At 68.9% G+C, this 18,800-nt stretch carries 16 protein-coding genes and 1 pseudogene; 14 read left to right on the top strand and 3 right to left on the bottom strand.

Annotated features, from left to right (window positions below):
• Window positions 1–103: 103 nt before the first annotated feature.
• Entirely contained in the window at window positions 104–2,005 is a 1,902-nt protein-coding gene (nhaA, locus tag VFX99_RS12135) for a Na+/H+ antiporter NhaA (protein ID WP_329666552.1), read from the bottom strand.
• 359 nt (window positions 2,006–2,364) lie between these two features.
• Here nhaA and VFX99_RS12130 point away from each other — a divergent pair, with 359 nt between their 5' ends.
• The 12 genes from VFX99_RS12130 (at window position 2,365) to VFX99_RS12075 (ending at window position 14,642) form a co-directional block, all read left to right on the top strand.
• Window positions 2,365–4,218 carry a serine/threonine-protein kinase gene (locus VFX99_RS12130; protein WP_329666551.1) on the top strand — a complete coding sequence of 618 codons (1,854 nt, stop codon included), beginning with the start codon at window positions 2,365–2,367 and terminating at the stop codon, window positions 4,216–4,218.
• Window positions 4,219–4,334: 116 nt separating this feature from the next.
• Complete coding sequence (msrB, locus tag VFX99_RS12125) at window positions 4,335–4,832, top strand: peptide-methionine (R)-S-oxide reductase MsrB (protein WP_329666550.1); 498 nt, start codon at window positions 4,335–4,337, stop codon at window positions 4,830–4,832.
• The gene (msrA, locus tag VFX99_RS12120) at window positions 4,829–5,374 is read left to right on the top strand and encodes a peptide-methionine (S)-S-oxide reductase MsrA (RefSeq protein WP_329666549.1); all 546 of its coding nucleotides are present in this window, start codon (window positions 4,829–4,831) and stop codon (window positions 5,372–5,374) included. The genes msrB and msrA overlap by 4 nt, the downstream gene beginning before the upstream one ends.
• Window positions 5,375–5,696: 322 nt before the next feature.
• Entirely contained in the window at window positions 5,697–7,688 is a 1,992-nt protein-coding gene (locus VFX99_RS12115) for a sigma-70 family RNA polymerase sigma factor (RefSeq protein WP_329666548.1), read from the top strand.
• A gap of 118 nt (window positions 7,689–7,806) precedes the next feature.
• The gene (locus VFX99_RS12110) at window positions 7,807–8,769 is read left to right on the top strand and encodes an alpha/beta hydrolase (protein ID WP_329666547.1); all 963 of its coding nucleotides are present in this window, start codon (window positions 7,807–7,809) and stop codon (window positions 8,767–8,769) included.
• 11 nt (window positions 8,770–8,780) lie between these two features.
• Complete coding sequence (locus VFX99_RS12105; RefSeq protein ID WP_329666546.1) at window positions 8,781–10,166, top strand: pyridoxal phosphate-dependent decarboxylase family protein; 1,386 nt, start codon at window positions 8,781–8,783, stop codon at window positions 10,164–10,166.
• Between the two features lie 56 nt (window positions 10,167–10,222).
• Entirely contained in the window at window positions 10,223–11,047 is an 825-nt protein-coding gene (locus tag VFX99_RS12100; RefSeq protein ID WP_329666545.1) for an ion transporter, read from the top strand.
• A 62-nt stretch (window positions 11,048–11,109) separates the two neighbouring features.
• On the top strand, window positions 11,110–11,952 hold the full coding sequence (locus VFX99_RS12095) for an SDR family oxidoreductase (protein WP_329666544.1): 843 nt from the start codon (window positions 11,110–11,112) through the stop codon (window positions 11,950–11,952).
• Window positions 11,953–11,973: 21 nt separating this feature from the next.
• Window positions 11,974–12,630 (top strand): M23 family metallopeptidase, encoded by a 657-nt coding sequence (locus VFX99_RS12090; RefSeq protein WP_329666543.1) that lies wholly within the window; start codon window positions 11,974–11,976, stop codon window positions 12,628–12,630.
• A gap of 99 nt (window positions 12,631–12,729) precedes the next feature.
• Window positions 12,730–13,539, top strand: coding sequence for a M23 family metallopeptidase (locus VFX99_RS12085; protein WP_329666542.1), 810 nt, complete (start codon window positions 12,730–12,732; stop codon window positions 13,537–13,539).
• A gap of 172 nt (window positions 13,540–13,711) precedes the next feature.
• A complete protein-coding gene (locus VFX99_RS12080; protein ID WP_329666541.1) occupies window positions 13,712–14,275 on the top strand; it encodes a helix-turn-helix domain-containing protein in 564 nt (187 codons plus the stop codon).
• 52 nt (window positions 14,276–14,327) lie between these two features.
• Complete coding sequence (locus tag VFX99_RS12075) at window positions 14,328–14,642, top strand: ATP-dependent DNA ligase (protein ID WP_329666540.1); 315 nt, start codon at window positions 14,328–14,330, stop codon at window positions 14,640–14,642.
• A gap of 180 nt (window positions 14,643–14,822) precedes the next feature.
• Here the strand turns inward: VFX99_RS12075 and VFX99_RS12070 are convergent.
• A pseudogene (locus tag VFX99_RS12070) lies at window positions 14,823–15,122 on the bottom strand (hypothetical protein); the annotation flags it as partial.
• A 56-nt stretch (window positions 15,123–15,178) separates the two neighbouring features.
• Entirely contained in the window at window positions 15,179–16,351 is a 1,173-nt protein-coding gene (locus tag VFX99_RS12065; protein ID WP_329666539.1) for an ROK family protein, read from the bottom strand.
• Window positions 16,352–16,483: 132 nt separating this feature from the next.
• On the opposite strand from VFX99_RS12065, the gene VFX99_RS12060 reads away from it, so the two are divergent.
• Window positions 16,484–17,779 carry an ABC transporter substrate-binding protein gene (locus VFX99_RS12060; protein ID WP_329666538.1) on the top strand — a complete coding sequence of 432 codons (1,296 nt, stop codon included), beginning with the start codon at window positions 16,484–16,486 and terminating at the stop codon, window positions 17,777–17,779.
• Window positions 17,780–17,781: 2 nt separating this feature from the next.
• On the top strand, window positions 17,782–18,774 hold the full coding sequence (locus VFX99_RS12055) for a sugar ABC transporter permease (protein ID WP_329666537.1): 993 nt from the start codon (window positions 17,782–17,784) through the stop codon (window positions 18,772–18,774).
• The last annotated feature ends 26 nt before the right edge of the window (window positions 18,775–18,800 follow it).

Below are 18,800 nucleotides of genomic sequence, written 5' to 3'. Positions count from 1 at the left end.
GGCATCCTGCGCTGTGCCGAATTCCACCAGCCGCTCCCACTGCGCGTCCGTCAGCGCAGGCCGCTGGACCGGATCGGGCTCGGGAGATTGCATGCCCACCAGGCTAACCAGCAGACGTGGGCGCGGGGTCGGCGGGGGCGGATCCCTCATCGGACTGCGCGAGCGCGCGGATGAGGGACTGCGCATCGTAGGGTCCGGTGTGGCGCCGCCCGTTGATGAAGAGCGTCGGCACCGAGTTGATGCCCATCGCCTCGGCGTCCAGCATGTCGTCGCGCACCCGTCCCGTCACTTCGGGTGAGGTCAGGTCGCGCTCGAACCTCTCCACGTCGAGGCCGAGTTCGCGCGCCAGTCGGATGATGTCGGAGGGCCGCTGGTTCTCCTGGTCGGTGAACAGGCCCCGCTCGAACTCCCAGAACTTGCCCTGCAGGGATGCCGCTTCGGCCGCTTCCGCGCCGGCGAGCGCGTTCGGGTGGAACGAGGTGAGCGGCGCGTGCCGCCACACGTAGCGGAGACTGTCGCCGAGCTCGCTCTTCACCTCCTGGATGGAGCCGGAGGCCTTGAGGCAGAAGCCGCACTGGAAGTCGCCGTACTCGACGATCGTGTACGGCGCGTCCTCGGATCCGTACACGTGGTCGCGCCGCTGGTCGACGGGGCGGGCGAGCGTCTGACCCGAGTCCTCGTCGGGGCGCATCGCATCCGAGATGCGGAAGATCACCGTCGCGATGAGGAAGGCGATGACGGATGCCGCCAGCACGCCGACCCGGGCCTCGTTCTGGGCGGCTTCATCGTCGATGGCGAGGTCGACGATGAAGAGCGAGATCGTGAACCCGATGCCGCAGAGGGCGGCACCGCCCGCGATGCGGTCGAGCGTGAGCCCCGGCCCGAATTCGCCCAGGCGCACGGCGCGCAGCACCGCGGCGGAGCCGAAGACGCCGACGAACTTGCCGACGACCAGGCCGACCACGATCCCCCAGGTGAGCGGCGAGCGGATGGCGCCGGCGAGGATCTCGGGGCTGATCACGACGCCGGCGTTCGCCAGTGCGAACAGCGGCAGGATGACGTACGCGACATAAGGGGCGTAGGCGGACTGGAGCCGCTCGTTGATCGAGATCGATTCGCGCAGGCTGTTGGCGGCCGCGCGGGCGTACTCCGTGTTGGGCGACTGGCGGAAGGTCCGCGCCAGATCCAGCGCGTGCTCGACATCCCGCCGATCGGGCCGGTAGACCGGTACCAGCAGCGCGATCGCGACGCCGGCGAGGGTGGGGTGCACGCCGGAGGCGAGGAAGGCGAGCCACACGATGATCGCGAGAGTCGCGTAGACCGGGCCCCGACCGCCGCGCAGGTAGCGCGTGAAGTAGACGCCTGCGAGACCCGCCGCCGCGACCAGCAGCGGCAGCGGGTTGAAGTTCTCGGTGTAGACGAGCGCGATGATGCTGAGCGCGCCGATGTCATCGACCACGGCGAGCGCGAGGAGGAAGACGCGGAGGCGGCCGGGCACGCGCGGCCCGATCAGGGCGAGCGCGCCGACCAGGAACGCCGTGTCGGTCGAGATCACGATCCCCCACGCGTATTCGTGGCCGGACCCGGCGGCGATCCACACGAACAGCAGCGCCGGGATCGCGAGCCCGGCGATGGCCGCGACGACGGGCACGACCGCTCGCGACCAGCTGGTGAGCTCGCCGATCGCGAACTCGCGCCGCACCTCCAGGCCGACGGTGAAGAAGAAGATCGCCATCAGCGCGTCGTTGACGAGGGCATGGAGCGTGAAGTCGAGTTGCAGGTCGCCGACGCCGACCGTCAGGTGCGTCTCCCAGAAGGCCTCGTACGAACCCACCGAGACGTTCGCCCAGATGATCGCGGCGACCGTGGCGAGAAGGAGGATGAGCGCGCCGACGCGGTTCTGCCCCATGGCGCGGATCTTCTCGGCGATCGATCGGCGCGAGCGCGACTGAGCGGCGACCTGCTCGGGATCGGGAGATCGCTGGATGATCGTCAACTCGGCCATACGCCTGCATTCTCCTCGGCCGTCATAGGACCGACAAGTCGGATCGGGCGATGCGCATTCCCACGCGCAGCCGGCCGGGCACCGCCGGCGGGCACCTGTGAGAATCAGACGTTCCCCCGGCAGACATGGACACGAGCGCGTCCCCCGCCGGTACGGCGGGCTGATCACCGTCGCGATCGCATGGCGATCGCCCTGGGCGTCCTCGCCGGCTCCAGCCTGTCCAACCGGATGCGCCGGCCTGCGCTCTCACCGGCATCGGAATCTCGACCACCTCCTCGCACACGGAAGGCGCCCGCGCAAGGGCTCGGGCGAATCCAGGAGTGGGCGTAGCGTTCTGCGCAGCTCCAAGGAGCTCGCCCATGAGTACCCCTTCCACCCTTGTCGCTGACCGCTACCGGCTGGTCAAGATGCTCGGCGCGGGCGGAATGGGCGTCGTCTGGCACGCCTGGGACGAGCGGCTGCACCGGCCGGTGGCCCTGAAGATGCTGCGCACCCAGCCGGAGCTCACCGACCCCGAGCGGGAGTTGGCGACCGATCGGGCGATGCGCGAAGCCCGGATCACCGCGGGTCTCCATCACCCGCACGCTGTCACGGTGTTCGACGTGGTCGAGCACGAGGGGCAGCCGTGCATCGTGATGCAGCTCATCGAGTCCACGCCGCTGTCGATTCTGCTCCGCGAGCACGGGACGATGGCGCCGGCTGAGACGGCGCGGATCGGGGCGCAGGTCGGTTCAGCACTGGCCGCGGCGCACAAGATGCGGATCGTGCATCGTGACGTCAAGCCGGGAAACATCCTCATCACGGAGGACGGGTCCGCGATGATCAGCGACTTCGGGATCTCGCACGCGCTCGGGGACGCGACGATCACGGCCACGGGGATGATCCATGGCACGCCGGCCTACTTGGCCCCGGAAGTGGCGCGAGGTCTGCCGACGAGCTTCGCGTCGGATGTGTTCTCGCTCGGGTCGACGCTGTACGCGATGCTGGAGGGGGAACCGCCGTTCGGGTCGGAGAAGAACGCGATCGCTCTCCTTCACAAGGTCGCTCGCGGCGGGTATCCGCCGCCGAAGCATGCTGGTCAGCTGGCGCCGCTTCTGCGGCAGATGCTGTCGCCGCAGCCCAAGCGGCGTCCCACGATGGCCTCGGTCGCGGAGGCGTTGTCGGCACGGGCCGGTGGAAACCGAACGGGGGCCGTCGCGGTCGCGCTGGCACCCGCTTCCCCCGTCGATGGGACGGGAACGGACCGCATCGAGGATGCGACGACGGAGCGGCTCGACGACAGCGCCGCGGAACGGCTCGAGGACGCGACGGAACGGCGCGACGACGCGACGACGGAACAGCCCGACGACGCGACGACGGAGCGGCTCGACGGCGCGACGACGGAACGGCTCGACGACAGCGCCACGGAACGGCTCGAGGACGCCACGACAGCCGCGTCGCTGCCGGCGACCCTTGCGCTCACCGAGCCCAGGCGGCCGGCGGCGGTGGATCCGACCGCCCAGACCATCCCGGCGAATCAGCCGACCCGCTACGAACCGCCCACCGCCGAAACGGAGCGGCTCGTCGGATCCGGCGCCCGTCCCGCCCCCGAGGCGGGCCTGCCGATACCGCCCTCGGCTCCAGGGTCCGCAGCGGCCAAGAAGTCGCGCGGTCGCACCGTCGGCGTGGTCATCGGCATCCTGGCGTTCGTGGTCGCGTTCGTCTCGGGTGCTCTCCTGCTTTTCAACACGCTGAATCCGAAGCCCGACGGCGTCGCTCAGCCCGAGACCAGCCGCAGCGCGACGCCGACACCCGTCGCTGGGACTCCCTCCTCGGACGCCACGGCCTCTCCGACGACGCCGACCGCGCCGCCGCCGGAGACAACGGCTCCCGCGCCGCCGCCGCCGACGCCCGAGGAGCGCGTCGCGCAGACGGTGACCGGCTACTACGCCGCGCTCCCCGGCGACATCGAGAGCGCCTGGCCTCTCATGACCGCCGACTACCAGGAGAACCACGCCGGCGGCCGGGGCGCGTACGAGGCGTTCTGGGGGGCGATCGCCGATGTGGAGGTGGCCGATGTCAGCGTTTCTGCACCTGATGGCGCGCAGGCCACGCTGACGTACTACTTCCGCGACGGCAGCGTCGTCCAGGAGGTGACCGCCTACCGATTCGTGGAAGAGGGCGGTGTGCTCAAGATCGCGGCGACGGAGGTGCTGAGCAGCATCTATCTGTGACCGTTCGTCTGCGCACGAACTCACGGCCTGCTCCCAGGTTGCCGGGACCAAAAACGGCCCGGCATCCGTTCTCCTCTGTGACGCTGCAGCCAGCCGCGTCTACCAAGGAGGAAGAAATGCCACAGGACTACCGCGCGACGGCCGATGCGCTCAGTCGCCTGACCCCCGCCCAGTACCGCGTCACGCAGGACGACGGCACCGAGCCCCCGTTCCGCAACGAGTACTGGGACCACCACGAGCCGGGCATCTATGTCGACGTCGTGTCGGGCCAGCCGCTGTTCTCGTCGACCGACAAGTACGACAGCGGCACGGGATGGCCGAGCTTCACCAGGCCCCTCTCCCCGGACGCCGTGACGGAGAGGACCGACGGGATGCTGTGGATGAAGCGCACGGAGGTGCGCTCGGCCGGTGCTGACAGCCACCTGGGTCACGTCTTCGACGACGGACCGCGGGATGCCGGCGGCCAGCGCTACTGCATGAACTCGGCGGCGCTGAGGTTCGTGCCCGCCGCACAGCTCGAGGAGCAGGGCTACGGTGAGTACCGCGAGCTCTTCCCGAGCATCCCGAACGACGCTTCGACCAGCTCAGCGACCAACAAGGAGAACGCATCATGACCGATACGGGAGCCATCACCCGCACGCCCGGCACCGAGACCGCCGTCCTCGCAGGCGGCTGCTTCTGGGGTGTCGAGGACCTCATCCGCAAGCAGCCGGGTGTGCTCGACACGCGCGTCGGCTACACCGGTGGCAGCAACGACCACGCGACCTACCGCAACCACCCCGGCCACGCCGAGGCCGTGGAGATCGTGTTCGATCCCTCGCAGACGACGTACCGCGACATCCTGGCGTTCTTCTTCCAGATCCACGACCCGTCGACGCTGAACCGCCAGGGGAACGACATCGGATCGAGCTATCGCTCCGCCATCTTCCCGCTCACGCCCGAGCAGGAGCAGGTCGCCCGTGACACGATCGCCGACGTCGATGCCTCCGGGCTGTGGCCTGCGAAGGCCGTCACCACGATCGAGCCGGCCGGGCCGTTCTGGGAGGCCGAGCCCGAGCACCAGGACTACCTGGTTCGAATCCCGCACGGATACACCTGCCACTTCGTGCGACCCGGATGGGTCCTGCCGAAGCGCGATACGGCCACCGCGGTCTAGCCGCGGCGCCCCGCATGTGCGGCGGCCAGGTCGCAAGGATCCTGATCGGGACGGCGTAATGGATCGTCGGAGAACGCGTCCTCACGGGTACGAAGTGAAGCACCGAACCTGCTTCGTGGTGCTGCCCCAACAGTGCCAGGGCCGGCGTCGCTTGGGCTCATCCCCCGAAGTCGACGTCGGCCCTCCCCGGTTCCGATCCGCGGGGCGCCGACGGCGCGTGCTTTCGTTGCCGCCCCGCGCGTGATATGCATGCTGGATGGCCGACGATTTGGGGTCGTCGCATGTTCGCACCGATTTTGCGGAATGGAGCGACACTGAGCTGGTGCGCGCGACTCGCGAGGGGTCGCGCCGTGCGTACGCGACGCTCTGGGCGCGTCACGCCCCCAGTGCACTGAGCTACGCACGCACGCTGTCCGTCTCCGATGCCGACGACGTGGTCTCGGAAGCCTTCATGAAGGTCTACGTCGCGATCAAGGCGGGCAAGGGTCCGGAGAACGACTTCCGCTACTACGTCCGCTCGGTTGTGCGGAACACTTACGTATCGATGGTCCGCGCGCGTCGGACGGCTCCGGCCGGCGACGCCATCGAAGACGTCATCGGAGACGACGGCGCGGAGGCGGCGACCGTCTCGAGGTTCGACGGGTCGATCACTGCACGCGCATTCCTTTCGCTGCCCACGAGGTGGCAGGAGGTGCTGTGGTACACCGAGGTCGAGGGCCTCTCGCGCGAGCACACCGCGACGCTGCTCGGCATGAACGCCAACGCGGTTTCTGCGCTCGCGTTCCGAGCGCGTGAAGCGCTCAGAACCGCCTGGCTGCAGCAGCACGTGAGCACCCAGGTCGACCTCGATGAGGCCTGCGGCGCGATCACTCCGATGCTCGGAGCTCACTCGCGTCGCACTCTTGCCCGCCGCGACCGCGCGCGGGTCGAGCAGCACCTGGACGCGTGCGAGCGCTGCACATCGGTGGTGGATGAGCTGTCCGACCTGCTGACACCGGGTCGCCTCGCGCTGATCCTGGTGCCGGTCCTCGTGGGTGGGGGCAGCATCGCCGGGTACGCATCGAAGATCGCAGCCGGGACGGCAACCGCGGCATCGGCGTCAACGATCGCCCCGCCGACTGTGGCGATCGTGGCCACCGTGAGCGGAACGACCACCGCCGCGACCGGCGGTGCGGCGGCCCTGGCGCTCGTCGGGAAGGTCGCGGCGTGCGCTCTCGTGGCGGGCGTGGTGATCGCGCCGACGCCGATGCTGCTGGCCGCGTCGAGCTCGGCTTCGAACGGGATCTCGGTCGTGCACGACCCTGGAGGGCAGTCGTCCAGCGATGCCCCGCCGTCCGCAGGCGGTTCCGGGCCCGTGTCGGCAGTGCCTCGGCAATCGTCCCGCAGCACGCTCCTCGCCGTCGAGCCCGACCACCCAAGCGCCTCCGCCGCCGAGACGCGATCCCGAGGCGGGAGCGCCTCGCAGGGGCTGAACGGCGACGCATCCGCGTCGCAGGACGCAGGTCGCTCCGGATCGAGCGGTCAGGGGACCGCGGGAGCGAACGGACGCGCGACGAACCCGGGTCTGGGCAACGGTCAGACGAAGGCCAAGGACAGCGCTACGGGCAACGGCCAGGCCAATGGGAACAGAAGCAGTCAGACCGGCGGCACCGGTCAAGCGAACGAAACGGGGAATGCAAACGGGTCGGGTTCGGCCGCCAACGGGCAGGCCACTGGCTCCGGGAACGGCCAGGCCAACGCAAACGGTCAGGCAAACGGAAACGGGAACGGCCGGGCCAACGTCGGCGGAAACGGCCAGAGCCCGGGCAGCGCGAACGGTCAGACCAACGGCAACGGAAACGCGAACGGCCAGGCGAACGGAAACGGCAACGGCCAGGCCAACGGAAACGCGAACGGTCAGGCCGACGGCAACGGCCAGGCGAACGGAAACGGCAACGGTCAGGCCGACGGCAACGCGAACGGTCAAGCCCACGGGAACGGCAACGGGAACGCGAACGGTCAGGCCGACGGGAACGGCAACGGCGCCGCGAACGGTCAAGCCGACGGGAACGGTCAAGCCAACGAGAACGCACCGGACGAGGGGAACGGCAACGGCCAGGCCAGCGCGAACGGCGAAGGCAACGGCAACGGCCAGGCCAACGGCAACGGCCAGGCCAGCGCGAACGGCGAAGGCAACGGCAACGGCAACGGCAACGGCCAGGCGAACGGAAACGGGAACGGCAACGGCAACGGCCAGGCGAACGACAACGGGAACGGCAACTCGAACCCGAGCAACGCCGAGGTTCCGGCCGAGGGCAGCACCCCGGAGCAGTAGCTGCCGTCCCGAGCGCGATGAGCGCCTCGCACGGCACGTGTCGCGCCCGGCGCCTTGCGGCGCACCCCTGCGGCGCGCCACGCTGAACGGCAGACGTGCCTATCGCTGAGGAGAGCCGATGACGCAGCACCGCCCCCCGCCTTTCGATGCGGAGCTGGACGTCGTCCTGCAGGCTCTCGCCGACAAAGTCCCACCGCGCATCACCCCCGACATGATCGGGAGATTCCGCGCGATACCGGCCGACCCCACCGTCGGTGGGGCGGTGGAGAAGGCGGGGGCGATCCACGAGCAGCGCACGATTCCCGGCTATGCGGGTGCCGGACTCGCCGCCTCCGTCTTCCGACGACCTGACCAGTCCACGGCCGGCCCCGGCATCCTGTACCTGCACGGTGGCGGAATGGTGTTCGGCAATCGATTCGGCGGGGTTCAGGCGTACCTGCCGTTCATCAAGAGCCACAGTGCCGTCGTCGTCGCCGTGGACTATCGCCTTGCGCCCGAGCATCCCGATCCGATTCCGGTCGAGGACGGCTTCGCCGCGCTCAGCTGGATCGTCGAGCACGCCGGCGAGCTCGGCATCGATCCCGCTCGCATGATCGTGGCGGGCCAGAGCGCGGGCGCCGGGCTCGCGGCCGGGGTGTGCCTTCTCGCACGCGAGCGACACGGACCGCCGGTCGCTGCGCAGGTGCTCGTGAGCCCCATGCTCGATGACCGCGACGACACCGATTCCGCTCACCAGATCGACGGGATCGGCGTGTGGGACCGAACGAGCAACGTCACGGGCTGGGCCGCTCTGCTGGGCGATCGCCGCGGCGGAAGCGAGGTGAGCGTCTTCGCGGCGCCCGGCCGCGCCGAGGACCTCGCCGATCTTCCGCCCGCGTTCATCTCGGTGGGAAGTGCAGAGGTCTTCCGCGACGAGGCGGTCGCCTACGCCTCGCGGCTGTGGTCCTGCGGCGGCAGCGCCGAACTGCACGTCTGGCCGGGCGGGTTTCACGGGTTCGAGAACTTCGCACCCGCCGCGCGGATCACCGCGTCGGCCGCCGCCGCCCGCGACGCCTGGCTGACGCGACTGCTGGAAAGCTGACAGGAGAAGACATGGCCGAGGCGCACGAGCCCGACCGCATGCACGCCATCACGAGGGAGACGTGGGACACCGTCGACCAGGTGCTCGACTACGCGCGACGACGCGCGTTGTTCGAGAACATTCCGCTCGACAAGCCCCTGCGGCCGAGCGACCTGGAACGCCTTGCGTCGGGGTCCATCACTCGCGAGGGCATCGGTGCGCGGCGTGCGATCGGGCTGTTCGAGAACGTGCTCGCGCCCGCCTGCGTCTCAACCGACCACCCGGGCTACCTCTCATTCATCCCCTCTGCGCCCACGAAGGCCGCGCTCGCGTTCGATGTCGTGGTGTCGGCCTCGGCGATCTACGCGGGCTCGTGGATGGAAGGCTCCGGCGCGGTCTTCGCCGAGAACGAGGTGCTGCACTGGCTGGCCGCCGAGTTCGGGCTGCCGGAGGGCGCCGGTGGGGTCTTCGTCCAGGGCGGCACGATCGGCAACCTCTCGGCGCTGGTCGCCGCGCGCGATGTCGCCCGTCGCCGCAACCGCGCGGCCGGTGTGGCCGATCCCGCCCGGTGGGTCATCGTCTGCAGCGCGGAGGCGCACTCCTCGATCGCGTCGGCCGCCGCCGTGATGGACGTGGATGTCGCAACGGCACCGCCCGATCCGGCGGGCAGGCTGCACGGCGACGCTGTCGCGCGCGTCCTCGACGAGCACGGCGCGGCCGCGTTCGCCGTCGTCGCGACCGGCGGGACGACCAACTTCGGAATCGTCGATGACATCGCCTCGATCGCCGCGGTCACCCGCCACCGGGACGTGTGGCTGCATGTGGACGGAGCGTACGGTCTGGCCGCGATGCTCGTGGAGCGGATGAGACCGGCGTTCGCGGGCGTCGGCGAGGCCGATTCGGTCATCGTCGACCCGCACAAGTGGCTGTTCGCGCCGTTCGACGCGTGCGCGCTGATCTATCGCGACCCCGCAGTCGCGCTCACCGCGCACACGCAGAAGGCCGAGTATCTCGACACCCTGACGGAGTCCGCCGATTGGAACCCGTCGGACCTCGCGATCCAGCTCACCCGCCGTGCCCGAGGGCTCCCGCTGTGGTTCTCGCTGGCGACGCACGGTACGGAGCACTACCGCGCGGCAGTGGACGCCGGCATCACGCTCGCTCGGCGGATCGCCGACGAGATCGCGGGGCGCGATGGGCTCTCGCTCGTCCGCGAGCCGCAACTCTCGGTCGTCGTGTTCCGGCGGAACGGCTGGACGCCCGCCGACTATCAGGCGTGGTCGCAGCGCCTCCTGGACGAGCAGCGCGGTTTCGTCGTTCCCAGCTCCCACGCCGGTGAGACGGTCCTCCGCTTCGCGATCATCAGCCCGCTGACGACCTACGAGACGCTCACCGGCATCCTCGACACTCTGCGCTGACCGCTGCCGGCCACGATCCTCTGGGGTGGCGGCATCCGGAGTGCCAAGATCCTGGCATGAGCGTGCGCAGCGAGTTGAAGAGTCCGGGCTACGAGATCTTCATCGGCATCCTGTCGGTGATATCGATCCTCAACCTGGTGCTGGCCCTGTTCATCACCGATCAGTCACTGCAGACGGTGCTGATCGTGATGAACGCCCTGTTCAGTGCCATATTCCTCGGGGACTTCATCTTCCGGCTCCGCACCGCGCCGGCGCGCGGTGCGTACTTCTTCAAACACTTCGGGTGGGCGGACCTGCTGGCGAGCCTGCCGTTCCCGCAGCTGAAGATCCTGCGGATCTTCCGCCTCATCCGCGTCTTCCGGCTGATGCGCGAGCTGGGCCCGCGGACGATCTGGCGGACACTCATCCGAGACCGTGCCGGCAGCGCGCTGCTCGTCCTGCTGCTGATGGGCATTCTCGTGCTGCAGTTCGGAAGCCTGCTGATGCTCTTCATCGAGCAGGACGCCCCGGGCGCGAACATCACCACGGCATCCGATGCCCTCTGGTACACGATGGTGACGATCTCGACCGTCGGCTACGGCGACCAGTTTCCCGTGACGGATGCCGGGCGCGCATGGGGCAGCGTCATCATCATCATCGGCGTCGGCATCTTCGGCACCTTCACCGGCTACCTCGCGAATCTGTTCCTCGCCCCGCGAAAGGGCGACCGCGCCGACGCGCCGGAAGCCCCCGCGGACCAGGTGAAGACCTCCGAGCCCGCAGAGACTCGACCGGCTCTCGAGGAGGGCGCATCTCTGCCGGGCGCCGCGCGGGAAGATCTCCGCGCGCTGCTGGCACGCTCGGAGGCCAACATCGCCGACATGAGGCGGCTCCTGGCCTGACGATTCCGTTGAATCGGTCCGGGGGCGCGGGTCCCGCAGCTGGAACTCATGCGAGAGTCGTGATGGTGACTGAAGCTGCGCACGGCAAGACCATCGTGATAACCGGCGCGAGCGACGGCATCGGGGCCGCGGCGGCACGGCAGCTCAGGCGGAGCGGTCACACCGTGGTGATCGTGGGCAGGTCACCGGAGAAGACCCGGCGGATCGCCGAAGAACTCCGCTCGCCGTTCCATACGGCGGACTTCGCCGAGCTGTCGCAGGTGCGAGAGCTGGCCGCACGGCTTGCGTCGCAGCATCCGCGGGTCGACGTGCTCGTCAACAACGCCGGTGGCATCTTCGGCGTCCGCGATCGCACGTCCGATGGCTTCGAGAAGACGCTGCAGGTCAACCATCTCGCCCCGTTCCTGCTCACGAGCCTGCTGATGCCGACCCTCGCGGCGAGCCGTGCGAGCGTGATCAACACCTCGAGTGCCGCGGCACGACTGTTCGGACGCATCGACATCGACGACCTCAACAACGACCGCCGGTTCTCGGCGAACAAGGCGTATGGCGACTCCAAGCTCGCCAATATCCTCTTCACCGTCGAGCTGCACCGACGATTCCACGCGGAGGGCGTCTCGGCCGCGGCGTTCCACCCCGGTCCGGTGGCCACAGGCTTCGCCGCCGACACCACGAGCCTCATGCGCTGGGTGTACCAGACGCCGTTGCGGCACCTTGCCGGGCTCATCACCCCCGAGCAGGGGGCGTTGACGCTGCTCTGGCTCGCCGAAACGACGCCGGGCGTCGACTGGGAGTCGGGCGGGTACTACGAGAGGCTGCGCGTCGCGAAGACGAACCCGCAGGCAGCGGACGCGGAGCTCGCTCGGGCATTCTGGGAGCGCAGCGCGGAGATGGTCGCAGTCTGAGGCGCAGAAAGGGGCGCAGCGATGGACCCGGTGGTTCTCGACCTGCCGTTCCGCGGGATCTGGCGCGCTGAGATGAGTCCTGCCCGCAGGGTGCCCAGTCACGGCACCGACCTTTTCGGAGTGACGTACGCGATCGACTTCGTCGGCGTCGACGAGAGGGAGCGATCCGCACCAGGCAACTGGCGGGCGTGGCTGTCGGTCGAGCAGCCGCAGACGTTCGTCGGGTTCGGCAGGGCGATTCTGGCCCCCGTGACCGGCACGGTGGTCGCCGTTCACGACGGCGAGCCGGATCACGTCGGCCGACGCTCGCAGCTCGCGCTGGTTCCCTACGCACTGGGTCAGGCCGCCCGCGTACGCGCCGGCATCGACGCGATCGCCGGCAATCACGTCGTCCTGGCGATGGGTTCGTCCGGACCGTTCGTCGCGCTGGTGCACCTGCGCCGAGACAGCACGCGCGTAACGGCCGGTGACGTCGTGTCGGTCGGAGATCAGCTCGCCGAGTGCGGCAACTCCGGCAACAGCACCGAGCCGTGCGTGCACGTGCAGGTCACGGATTCACTCGACTGGAGTTCCGCGAAGGGGCTTCCGATGGCGTTCCGGTCGTACCGCAGCCGGCGAACCGGTGCGATCGTGAGCCGCGGCATGCCGCAGGAGTCCGAGATCATCGAGACGCTCTGAGCCGGACGCGGCGCAGCCTCATGTATCACCTCGCGGCTGGCCAGCCTCTTCACCCAGGACAGCCGCCGGGGTGGTGGTTGAGCCGACCCGGGAGGAGCCATGGCATACAGACGACCCTTCGATGGAGACATCGACATATCGGACTCGTGGCAGGGCCACAGAGACCGACCGACGCCGTCGAGCGAGCCCGGCGTCGACTACGCGTGCGGGCCGGGGACCGCAGTGCTCGCGCCTGCTGACGGCGTGATCCGCGACACCCACGACTCGCCCGATGGCGGAGGCGGTCGAACCGTGCTGCTGCGGACGGGGGATGACTGGCACCGCGCGCTGCACCTGTCATCGATCGAACCGGGCATCTTCCCGGGCAAGCGGGTGTCGCAGGGACAGGTGATCGCGCGCTCCGGGCGTTCCGCCGCGGGCAGCGAGTTCGGTGTCGGCTCCCACCTGCACTGGACGTTCTGGCGGGCGCGCGGCGACATTCCACCTGTGCCCGGGACCACCCGTACGGACGATTTCGAACGATTCGTGGGTCAGAACCGATCCGCGGGAGTAGGAAGCTTCGAGGAGGACGACATGTTCAGTGAAGAAGACCGAGCTCTGCTCACCACCGTGCGCAACGAGATCATGAACACCCACGCCGGCATCTGGTCAGGCGGCCAGGCGAGCATCGACGGCCAGGTGCGCGTGTTCAACTACGGCGTGCTGCCCATCGTGGTGCGCAATCAGGAACTGATCGCCGAGCTGTGGGGCAAGATCGCCGGGCTCGAAGAGGTCGTGAAGCAGCTGACCACGACGAACAACGTCATGCTCGACGTGGATGCCATCAACGCGGCGAACGACCTCGGGGCGCGCGATGCACGCAACGGCTTCGCGAACGACGTCGTCACGATCCATCCCGACATCCCCTGAGCCAATCCGCAGGTACCCGGGGTGCCGGGCGTCGCGGAAGAGGTGTGCAGCGCGGAGGGGCGATGCTCCGCATCCGTCCTCCCGCCTGCCCATCTCCTCGCGCTGGTGCGGGGGAATGGCGCCGCGGGCGGGCCTAGTACCGGACATCCATGTCCGGTACTAGGCTACATCCGTGCCCGATCGTGATCTGCGCAAACCCAACCGCGGACCGGCCGCGGGGCCGGGAAACCGTGCGGCGCTCATCGCCGCGGCGCGTGATGTGTACGCCGCCGACGGCCTCACCGCCCCCTTCAGCGCCGTTGCCCGGCGCGCCGGGGTCGGTCAGGGCAGTCTCTACCGTCATTTCCCCGACCGCACCGCCCTCGCCGTCGCCGTCTTCGAGGAGAACCTCGGCGATCTGGAGCACTTCACCGCCCCCGAGGACCGGACGATCGACGATCTTCTGGACCGGGTGATCGCGCAAGCGATGGTGTCGACCGCCTTCATCACCCTCCTCACGGCCAACCCGCATGATCCGCGGGTGGCCTCTCTCGGCATCCGCTTCCGGGCGGTGGCATCGCGACTGCTGTCGCGCGAGCGCTCCTTCGGGCACGTCGGCGAGCACATCGAGGTCGAGGACGTCCTGATGGCCACCGGGATGCTGGCGACCTCGCTCGCGCGCGCCGAACCCGGCCAGCGTCCAGAGGTGTCACGACGCGCTCGGGCGCTGTTCCGAGCGGCCTTCGCACCGCGCTGAGCGCGGGCGGCCGGACTCACGCGCCGCCGCCGGCGCCGACTAGGCTCGGCGCATGGGCAGGTTCATCTACGACACCATGGCGAACTCGGTCGATATCGACGACCGGACACTGGCGCATCTGCGGATCGTCGTGATGAACAAGCTGCGCCGGACCGAGGCGTTCATGTTCGACGTCGAGGTCGGCGACGGAAGCGGCCGCCGCAGCTTCTGGATGCACCCGTCCGTGCCGATCCAGTTCCACTTCTTCGGCAGCCGCAACCCGCGGATCAACCGCGCCTGGGTCGAAGACCTGATGCAGGCCGCAAGCGGCCCGAACGGGCTGACGATCACCCCCGAGCCGCCGGACGAGCCGCCCGCCGAAGAGTGATCAGATCTCGGGCTGAAGCGGCGTCTCGGCCGTCTCGATGACGTTCGGGTGAGCCGGATTGCGACCCGCAGGCACTTCGGTGCCGGCGACGGTGAGCTTGTCGATCGCCAGCTCCTCCACCTCGACCTTGCCCACCGACACCGAAGGGTCGTCGTCGTCGATGATCGGCAGCGGCCCGGTGTCGAAATGCTCGGCGATGAGGGTGATGCCACCCGACGAGTTCGCTGAGCTCGCCAGCTCTTCGATCCATTCCCGGCTGAGCTCCGTGGGCTCGGGGTCGTCGAAGACGAATCGGAGCGGGATCGACGGGTGCAGCCAGATCGTGCTGCGACCACGCGGCTGATCGTCGGGGTGACGCCAAGTCACCGTGAAGCTCTCGCTGCGACGCAGCTTCGTCGAGATGACGACCTTCAGGTGCGCGAGCGCGCGATCATCGATGTGGATCGGTGTCGCCGACCCGCCGTAGTAAATGGTGCCCACCGGGTCACAATACGCCCAAACCCGCCCACCCCCGGCACGCGATGGAATCAATCGCCTCAGCCCGGCGCGGTATGCCCCAGCGGATCCGCGAGGACGACGGCGAACGCGGCCTCGGCCGCACCGATCAGCAGGCGGTCCTCGGCGAGCACTGCCACACGGATGTCGAGGCCCTCCATGCTGGCCGGCATCGCGAGCGCTCCCACGGCGGCGCTCAGACTCTCGAGGTCGCGTTCGGCGATCGTGGCGAGGAACCCGCCCAGGACGACGACCGACGGGTTGAGCACGTTGACGGCGTTCGCGAGAGCCGTGGCGAGGATGCCCCGCTGACGTGCGACCTCGGCCACCGCGTCGGGGAGCGTGGAAGCTGCCAGGAGCGCCGCGAGTGTGGGTTCGTCCGCAGACGGGCGGCCCACCACCGCCAGCAGACGCGCCCGGCTCACTTCGTCTTCGAGCACGCCGTCGCGCGCCCGTCGATCGCGCTCCGAGGCGATACCGGGACGGTTCTGTCCGAACTCGCCCGCATATCCACCGGCTCCGCCCACCGGCATCCCGTGCACGATGAGCCCGCCGCCGATGCCGCTCGCACCGCCGTTGAGGTAGACGACGTTGTCGATTCCGCGGGCGGCGCCGTACAGGTGCTCAGCGACCGCGCCGAGCGTCGCATCATTGCCGACGACCGCCGGCAGCCCGGTCGCGCGCTCGACCAGGTCGCGGATCGGGGCATCGATCCAGTTCAGGTGAGGCGCGTTGCGCACGAGGCCGTCGAGCGCCCGCACCAGACCCGGAACGGCCAGACCGACCCCGACGATCCGGGCGTCGGCAAGAGGACCGGACCGCCATTCCGCGATCTGCGACGCGACGACAGCGGCGGTCTCCTCCGGACTGATCAGGTGATCGAGGTCGATGCGCTCGCGGACCGGGATGCTGCGATCCAGACCTACGGCGGCGACCGTCAGTGCGTCCACCTCGGGGTTGACCGCGATCGCGAGCAGCCGCGAGTCGACGGCGACCACGGGGGAGGGGCGACCCACCCGACGCGACGGATCGGGCGCCCGTTCCTCGACGACTCCCGCGCGCGCGAGCTGGCCCACGAGGTCGGCGATCGTGGAGCGGTTGAGCCCGGTCGACTCGGTGAGTGCGGCCCGGGAGAGCGGACCTTCCAGGTGGACGAGCCGGAGGATCCGCGCGAGGTTGCGCTGGCGCACGTTGTCGGCGGTGAGGTCGATCACTCGTCCACTGTAGAGACCGAATCGTGACGTGCAATGTATTTGTTGGTCTTGACCACGAATGCGTGGCGACATATCCTGAACGCAATCACATCACTTTCGACAACTAGGTCGAAACTTTCGGAAGGTTCAAGGATGAACAGTCGCTACACAGCGCGTCTCGCGGCGGGCATCGCCGTGGTCGGCATTTCAGTCGGCACTCTCGCAGGATGCGCAGCCGGAGGCGGCGACGACGGAGGCGAGGGTGACGGCGTCACCCTTACGTGGTGGCACAACGCCACGTCGGGACCTTTACCCGCCGTCTGGGAAGAGGTTGCGACAGAATTCGAGGAGGCCAACCCCGGCGTCACCGTCGAGCAGACCGGCTATCAGAATGAGGAACTTCAGCGCACGCTGATCCCCAACGCGCTCGCAGCCGGCGACCCGCCGGATCTGTTCCAGGTGTGGCCGGGCGGCGAGCTACGGGGCCAGGTCGACAACGGCTATCTCATGCAGCTTGACGACGTCATCCCCGACACGATCTCCAGCGTCGGTGCGACCATCAATCCCTGGCAGGTGGATGGCGCGACTTACGGCGTACCTTTCACGTTCGGCATCGAGGGATTCTGGTACAACACCGAACAGTTCACCGAGGCCGGCGTCGACGTACCCGAGACCTTCGACGCTCTGATCGACTCCGTCGGTGCGCTGCGCGAAGCGGGCTTCGCCCCGGTCGCGGTGGGCGCCGGCGACGGCTGGCCGGCCGCGCACTGGTGGTACCAGTTCGCGCTGAAGTCGTGCTCTCCCGAGACGCTCGAGGCCGCTGAGGCCGACTTCGACTTCAGCGACCCCTGCTGGGTGGACGCCGGTGAGCAGCTGCAGGACTTCATCGGCATCGAGCCCTTCCAGGAGGGCTTCCTCGGCACTCCGGCGCAGACCGGCGCAGGAAGCTCGGCCGGTCTGATCGCGAACGGCCAGGCGTCGATGGAGCTCATGGGCCACTGGAACGCCGGTGTCATCGGCGGCCTGACCGCTGACCAGGAGGTGCCGCCGTTCCTGGGCTGGTTCCCGGTCCCGGGCATCGCGGGCGCCGATGGCGACCCCACCGCGGCCCTCGGCGGCGGCGACGGATTCGGCTGCGCGGCGGACGCCCCGCCGGAGTGCGCCGACCTTCTCGCCTTCATCATGAGCGAGGACGTGCAGAAGCGCTTCGCCGCCAGCGGATCCGGCATCCCGACCGTATCGGGTGCGGTGTCCTCGCTCGAGGACCCGAACCTGCTGATGGTCGCGGAGGGTCTGGAGAACGCGTCGTTCGTGCAGCTGTGGTTCGACACTGCGTTCGGGACGACGGTCGGCAACGCGATGAACGAAGGCGTCGTCAATCTCTTCGCGGGCAACGGTACGCCGGAGGACATCGTCAAGAGAATGCAGGACGCAGCGGCGACGCTGTAGCCATGGCCACTCTCACCAAGCCCGGGTCCGCGGTCTCCGCGGGCCCGGGCCCAGCCCCCGCACGCCGAGGTCGGACGGGCTCGACACGCAAGCGTCTCGAGATCTTCTTCTTCGTCACGCCCGCACTGGTCCTGTTCATCGGGTTCGTCCTGGTGCCCGTGGTGCTCGCCGCGGTCTACAGCCTCTACAACCTCCCCCCCGCGTTCCGCTGGGAGAACCTCGCCGACTCCGGCCGCTTCATCGGACTCGACAACTACGTGCGTGCCCTCACCACCCCGGAGTTCCAGCGCGCCATCCTCAACACCTTCTTCCTGCTCGGCATGTCTCTGCTCGTGCAGGGTCCGATCGCCATCGGCGTGGCGCTGCTGCTCAATCGCAGAATGCGCGGGCGCGGAATCTTCCGCCTGCTGATCTTCGTGCCCTACGTGCTCGCCGAGGTCATCGCCGGGCTCGCGTGGAGGCTCCTGCTGCAGCCCAACGGTGGCGTGAACGCCATGCTCGAGGGTCTCGGGCTGGGGTTCCTCCAGCAGAACTGGCTCGCCGACCCCGCCATCGCACTGTGGACGATCTTCTTCATCCTCACGTGGAAGTACATCGGCTTCGCGATTCTGCTCATGCTCGCCGGGCTCCAGGGGGTTCCCGAAGAGCTCGCCGAGGCGGCGCAGATCGATGGCGCGAGCTGGTGGCAGGTACAGCGCTACATCACGCTTCCGCTCCTGGCCCCGACGATCCGGATCTGGGCGTTCCTGTCGATCATCGGGTCGCTCCAGGTCTTCGACATGGTGTGGGTGACAGTCGCGCCCGCCGTCCGGAGGATCTCGACCGAGACGATGGCCACGTACATGGTGCAGCAGGGGCAATTCGCCGGGCAGCCCGGGTACGGCAGCGCCATCGCCGTGATCCTGTTCGTGATCTCCCTGGTCATCGCGCTCGTCTATCAGCGCATCGCGCTGCGTCGTGATCTCTCCGGCGCCATCACCAGAGGAGTGAACTGACATGTCCACCACGATTGCGGACATCA

The sequence above is a fragment of the Microbacterium sp. genome (genome assembly GCF_036277215.1).
Classification (GTDB): Bacteria; Actinomycetota; Actinomycetes; order Actinomycetales; family Microbacteriaceae; genus Microbacterium.
Note: the sequence above shows the minus strand (reverse complement) of the source record. Positions and strands in the feature narration are given on the sequence as shown.

Bases quoted from the DNA above. Each gene is read 5' to 3' on its own strand.
- VFX99_RS12110 (WP_329666547.1), top strand. From the start codon at position 7,807: ATGACGCAGCACCGCCCCCCGCCTTTCGATGCGGAGCTGGACGTCGTC.
- nhaA (WP_329666552.1), bottom strand. From the start codon at position 2,005: ATGGCCGAGTTGACGATCATCCAGCGATCTCCCGATCCCGAGCAGGTC.
- VFX99_RS12100 (WP_329666545.1), top strand. From the start codon at position 10,223: ATGAGCGTGCGCAGCGAGTTGAAGAGTCCGGGCTACGAGATCTTCATC.
- VFX99_RS12085 (WP_329666542.1), top strand. From the start codon at position 12,730: ATGGCATACAGACGACCCTTCGATGGAGACATCGACATATCGGACTCG.
- VFX99_RS12090 (WP_329666543.1), top strand. From the start codon at position 11,974: ATGGACCCGGTGGTTCTCGACCTGCCGTTCCGCGGGATCTGGCGCGCT.
- msrB (WP_329666550.1), top strand. From the start codon at position 4,335: ATGCCACAGGACTACCGCGCGACGGCCGATGCGCTCAGTCGCCTGACC.
- VFX99_RS12075 (WP_329666540.1), top strand. From the start codon at position 14,328: ATGGGCAGGTTCATCTACGACACCATGGCGAACTCGGTCGATATCGAC.
- VFX99_RS12130 (WP_329666551.1), top strand. From the start codon at position 2,365: ATGAGTACCCCTTCCACCCTTGTCGCTGACCGCTACCGGCTGGTCAAG.
- VFX99_RS12095 (WP_329666544.1), top strand. From the start codon at position 11,110: ATGGTGACTGAAGCTGCGCACGGCAAGACCATCGTGATAACCGGCGCG.
- VFX99_RS12105 (WP_329666546.1), top strand. From the start codon at position 8,781: ATGGCCGAGGCGCACGAGCCCGACCGCATGCACGCCATCACGAGGGAG.
- VFX99_RS12060 (WP_329666538.1), top strand. From the start codon at position 16,484: ATGAACAGTCGCTACACAGCGCGTCTCGCGGCGGGCATCGCCGTGGTC.
- msrA (WP_329666549.1), top strand. From the start codon at position 4,829: ATGACCGATACGGGAGCCATCACCCGCACGCCCGGCACCGAGACCGCC.
- VFX99_RS12055 (WP_329666537.1), top strand. From the start codon at position 17,782: ATGGCCACTCTCACCAAGCCCGGGTCCGCGGTCTCCGCGGGCCCGGGC.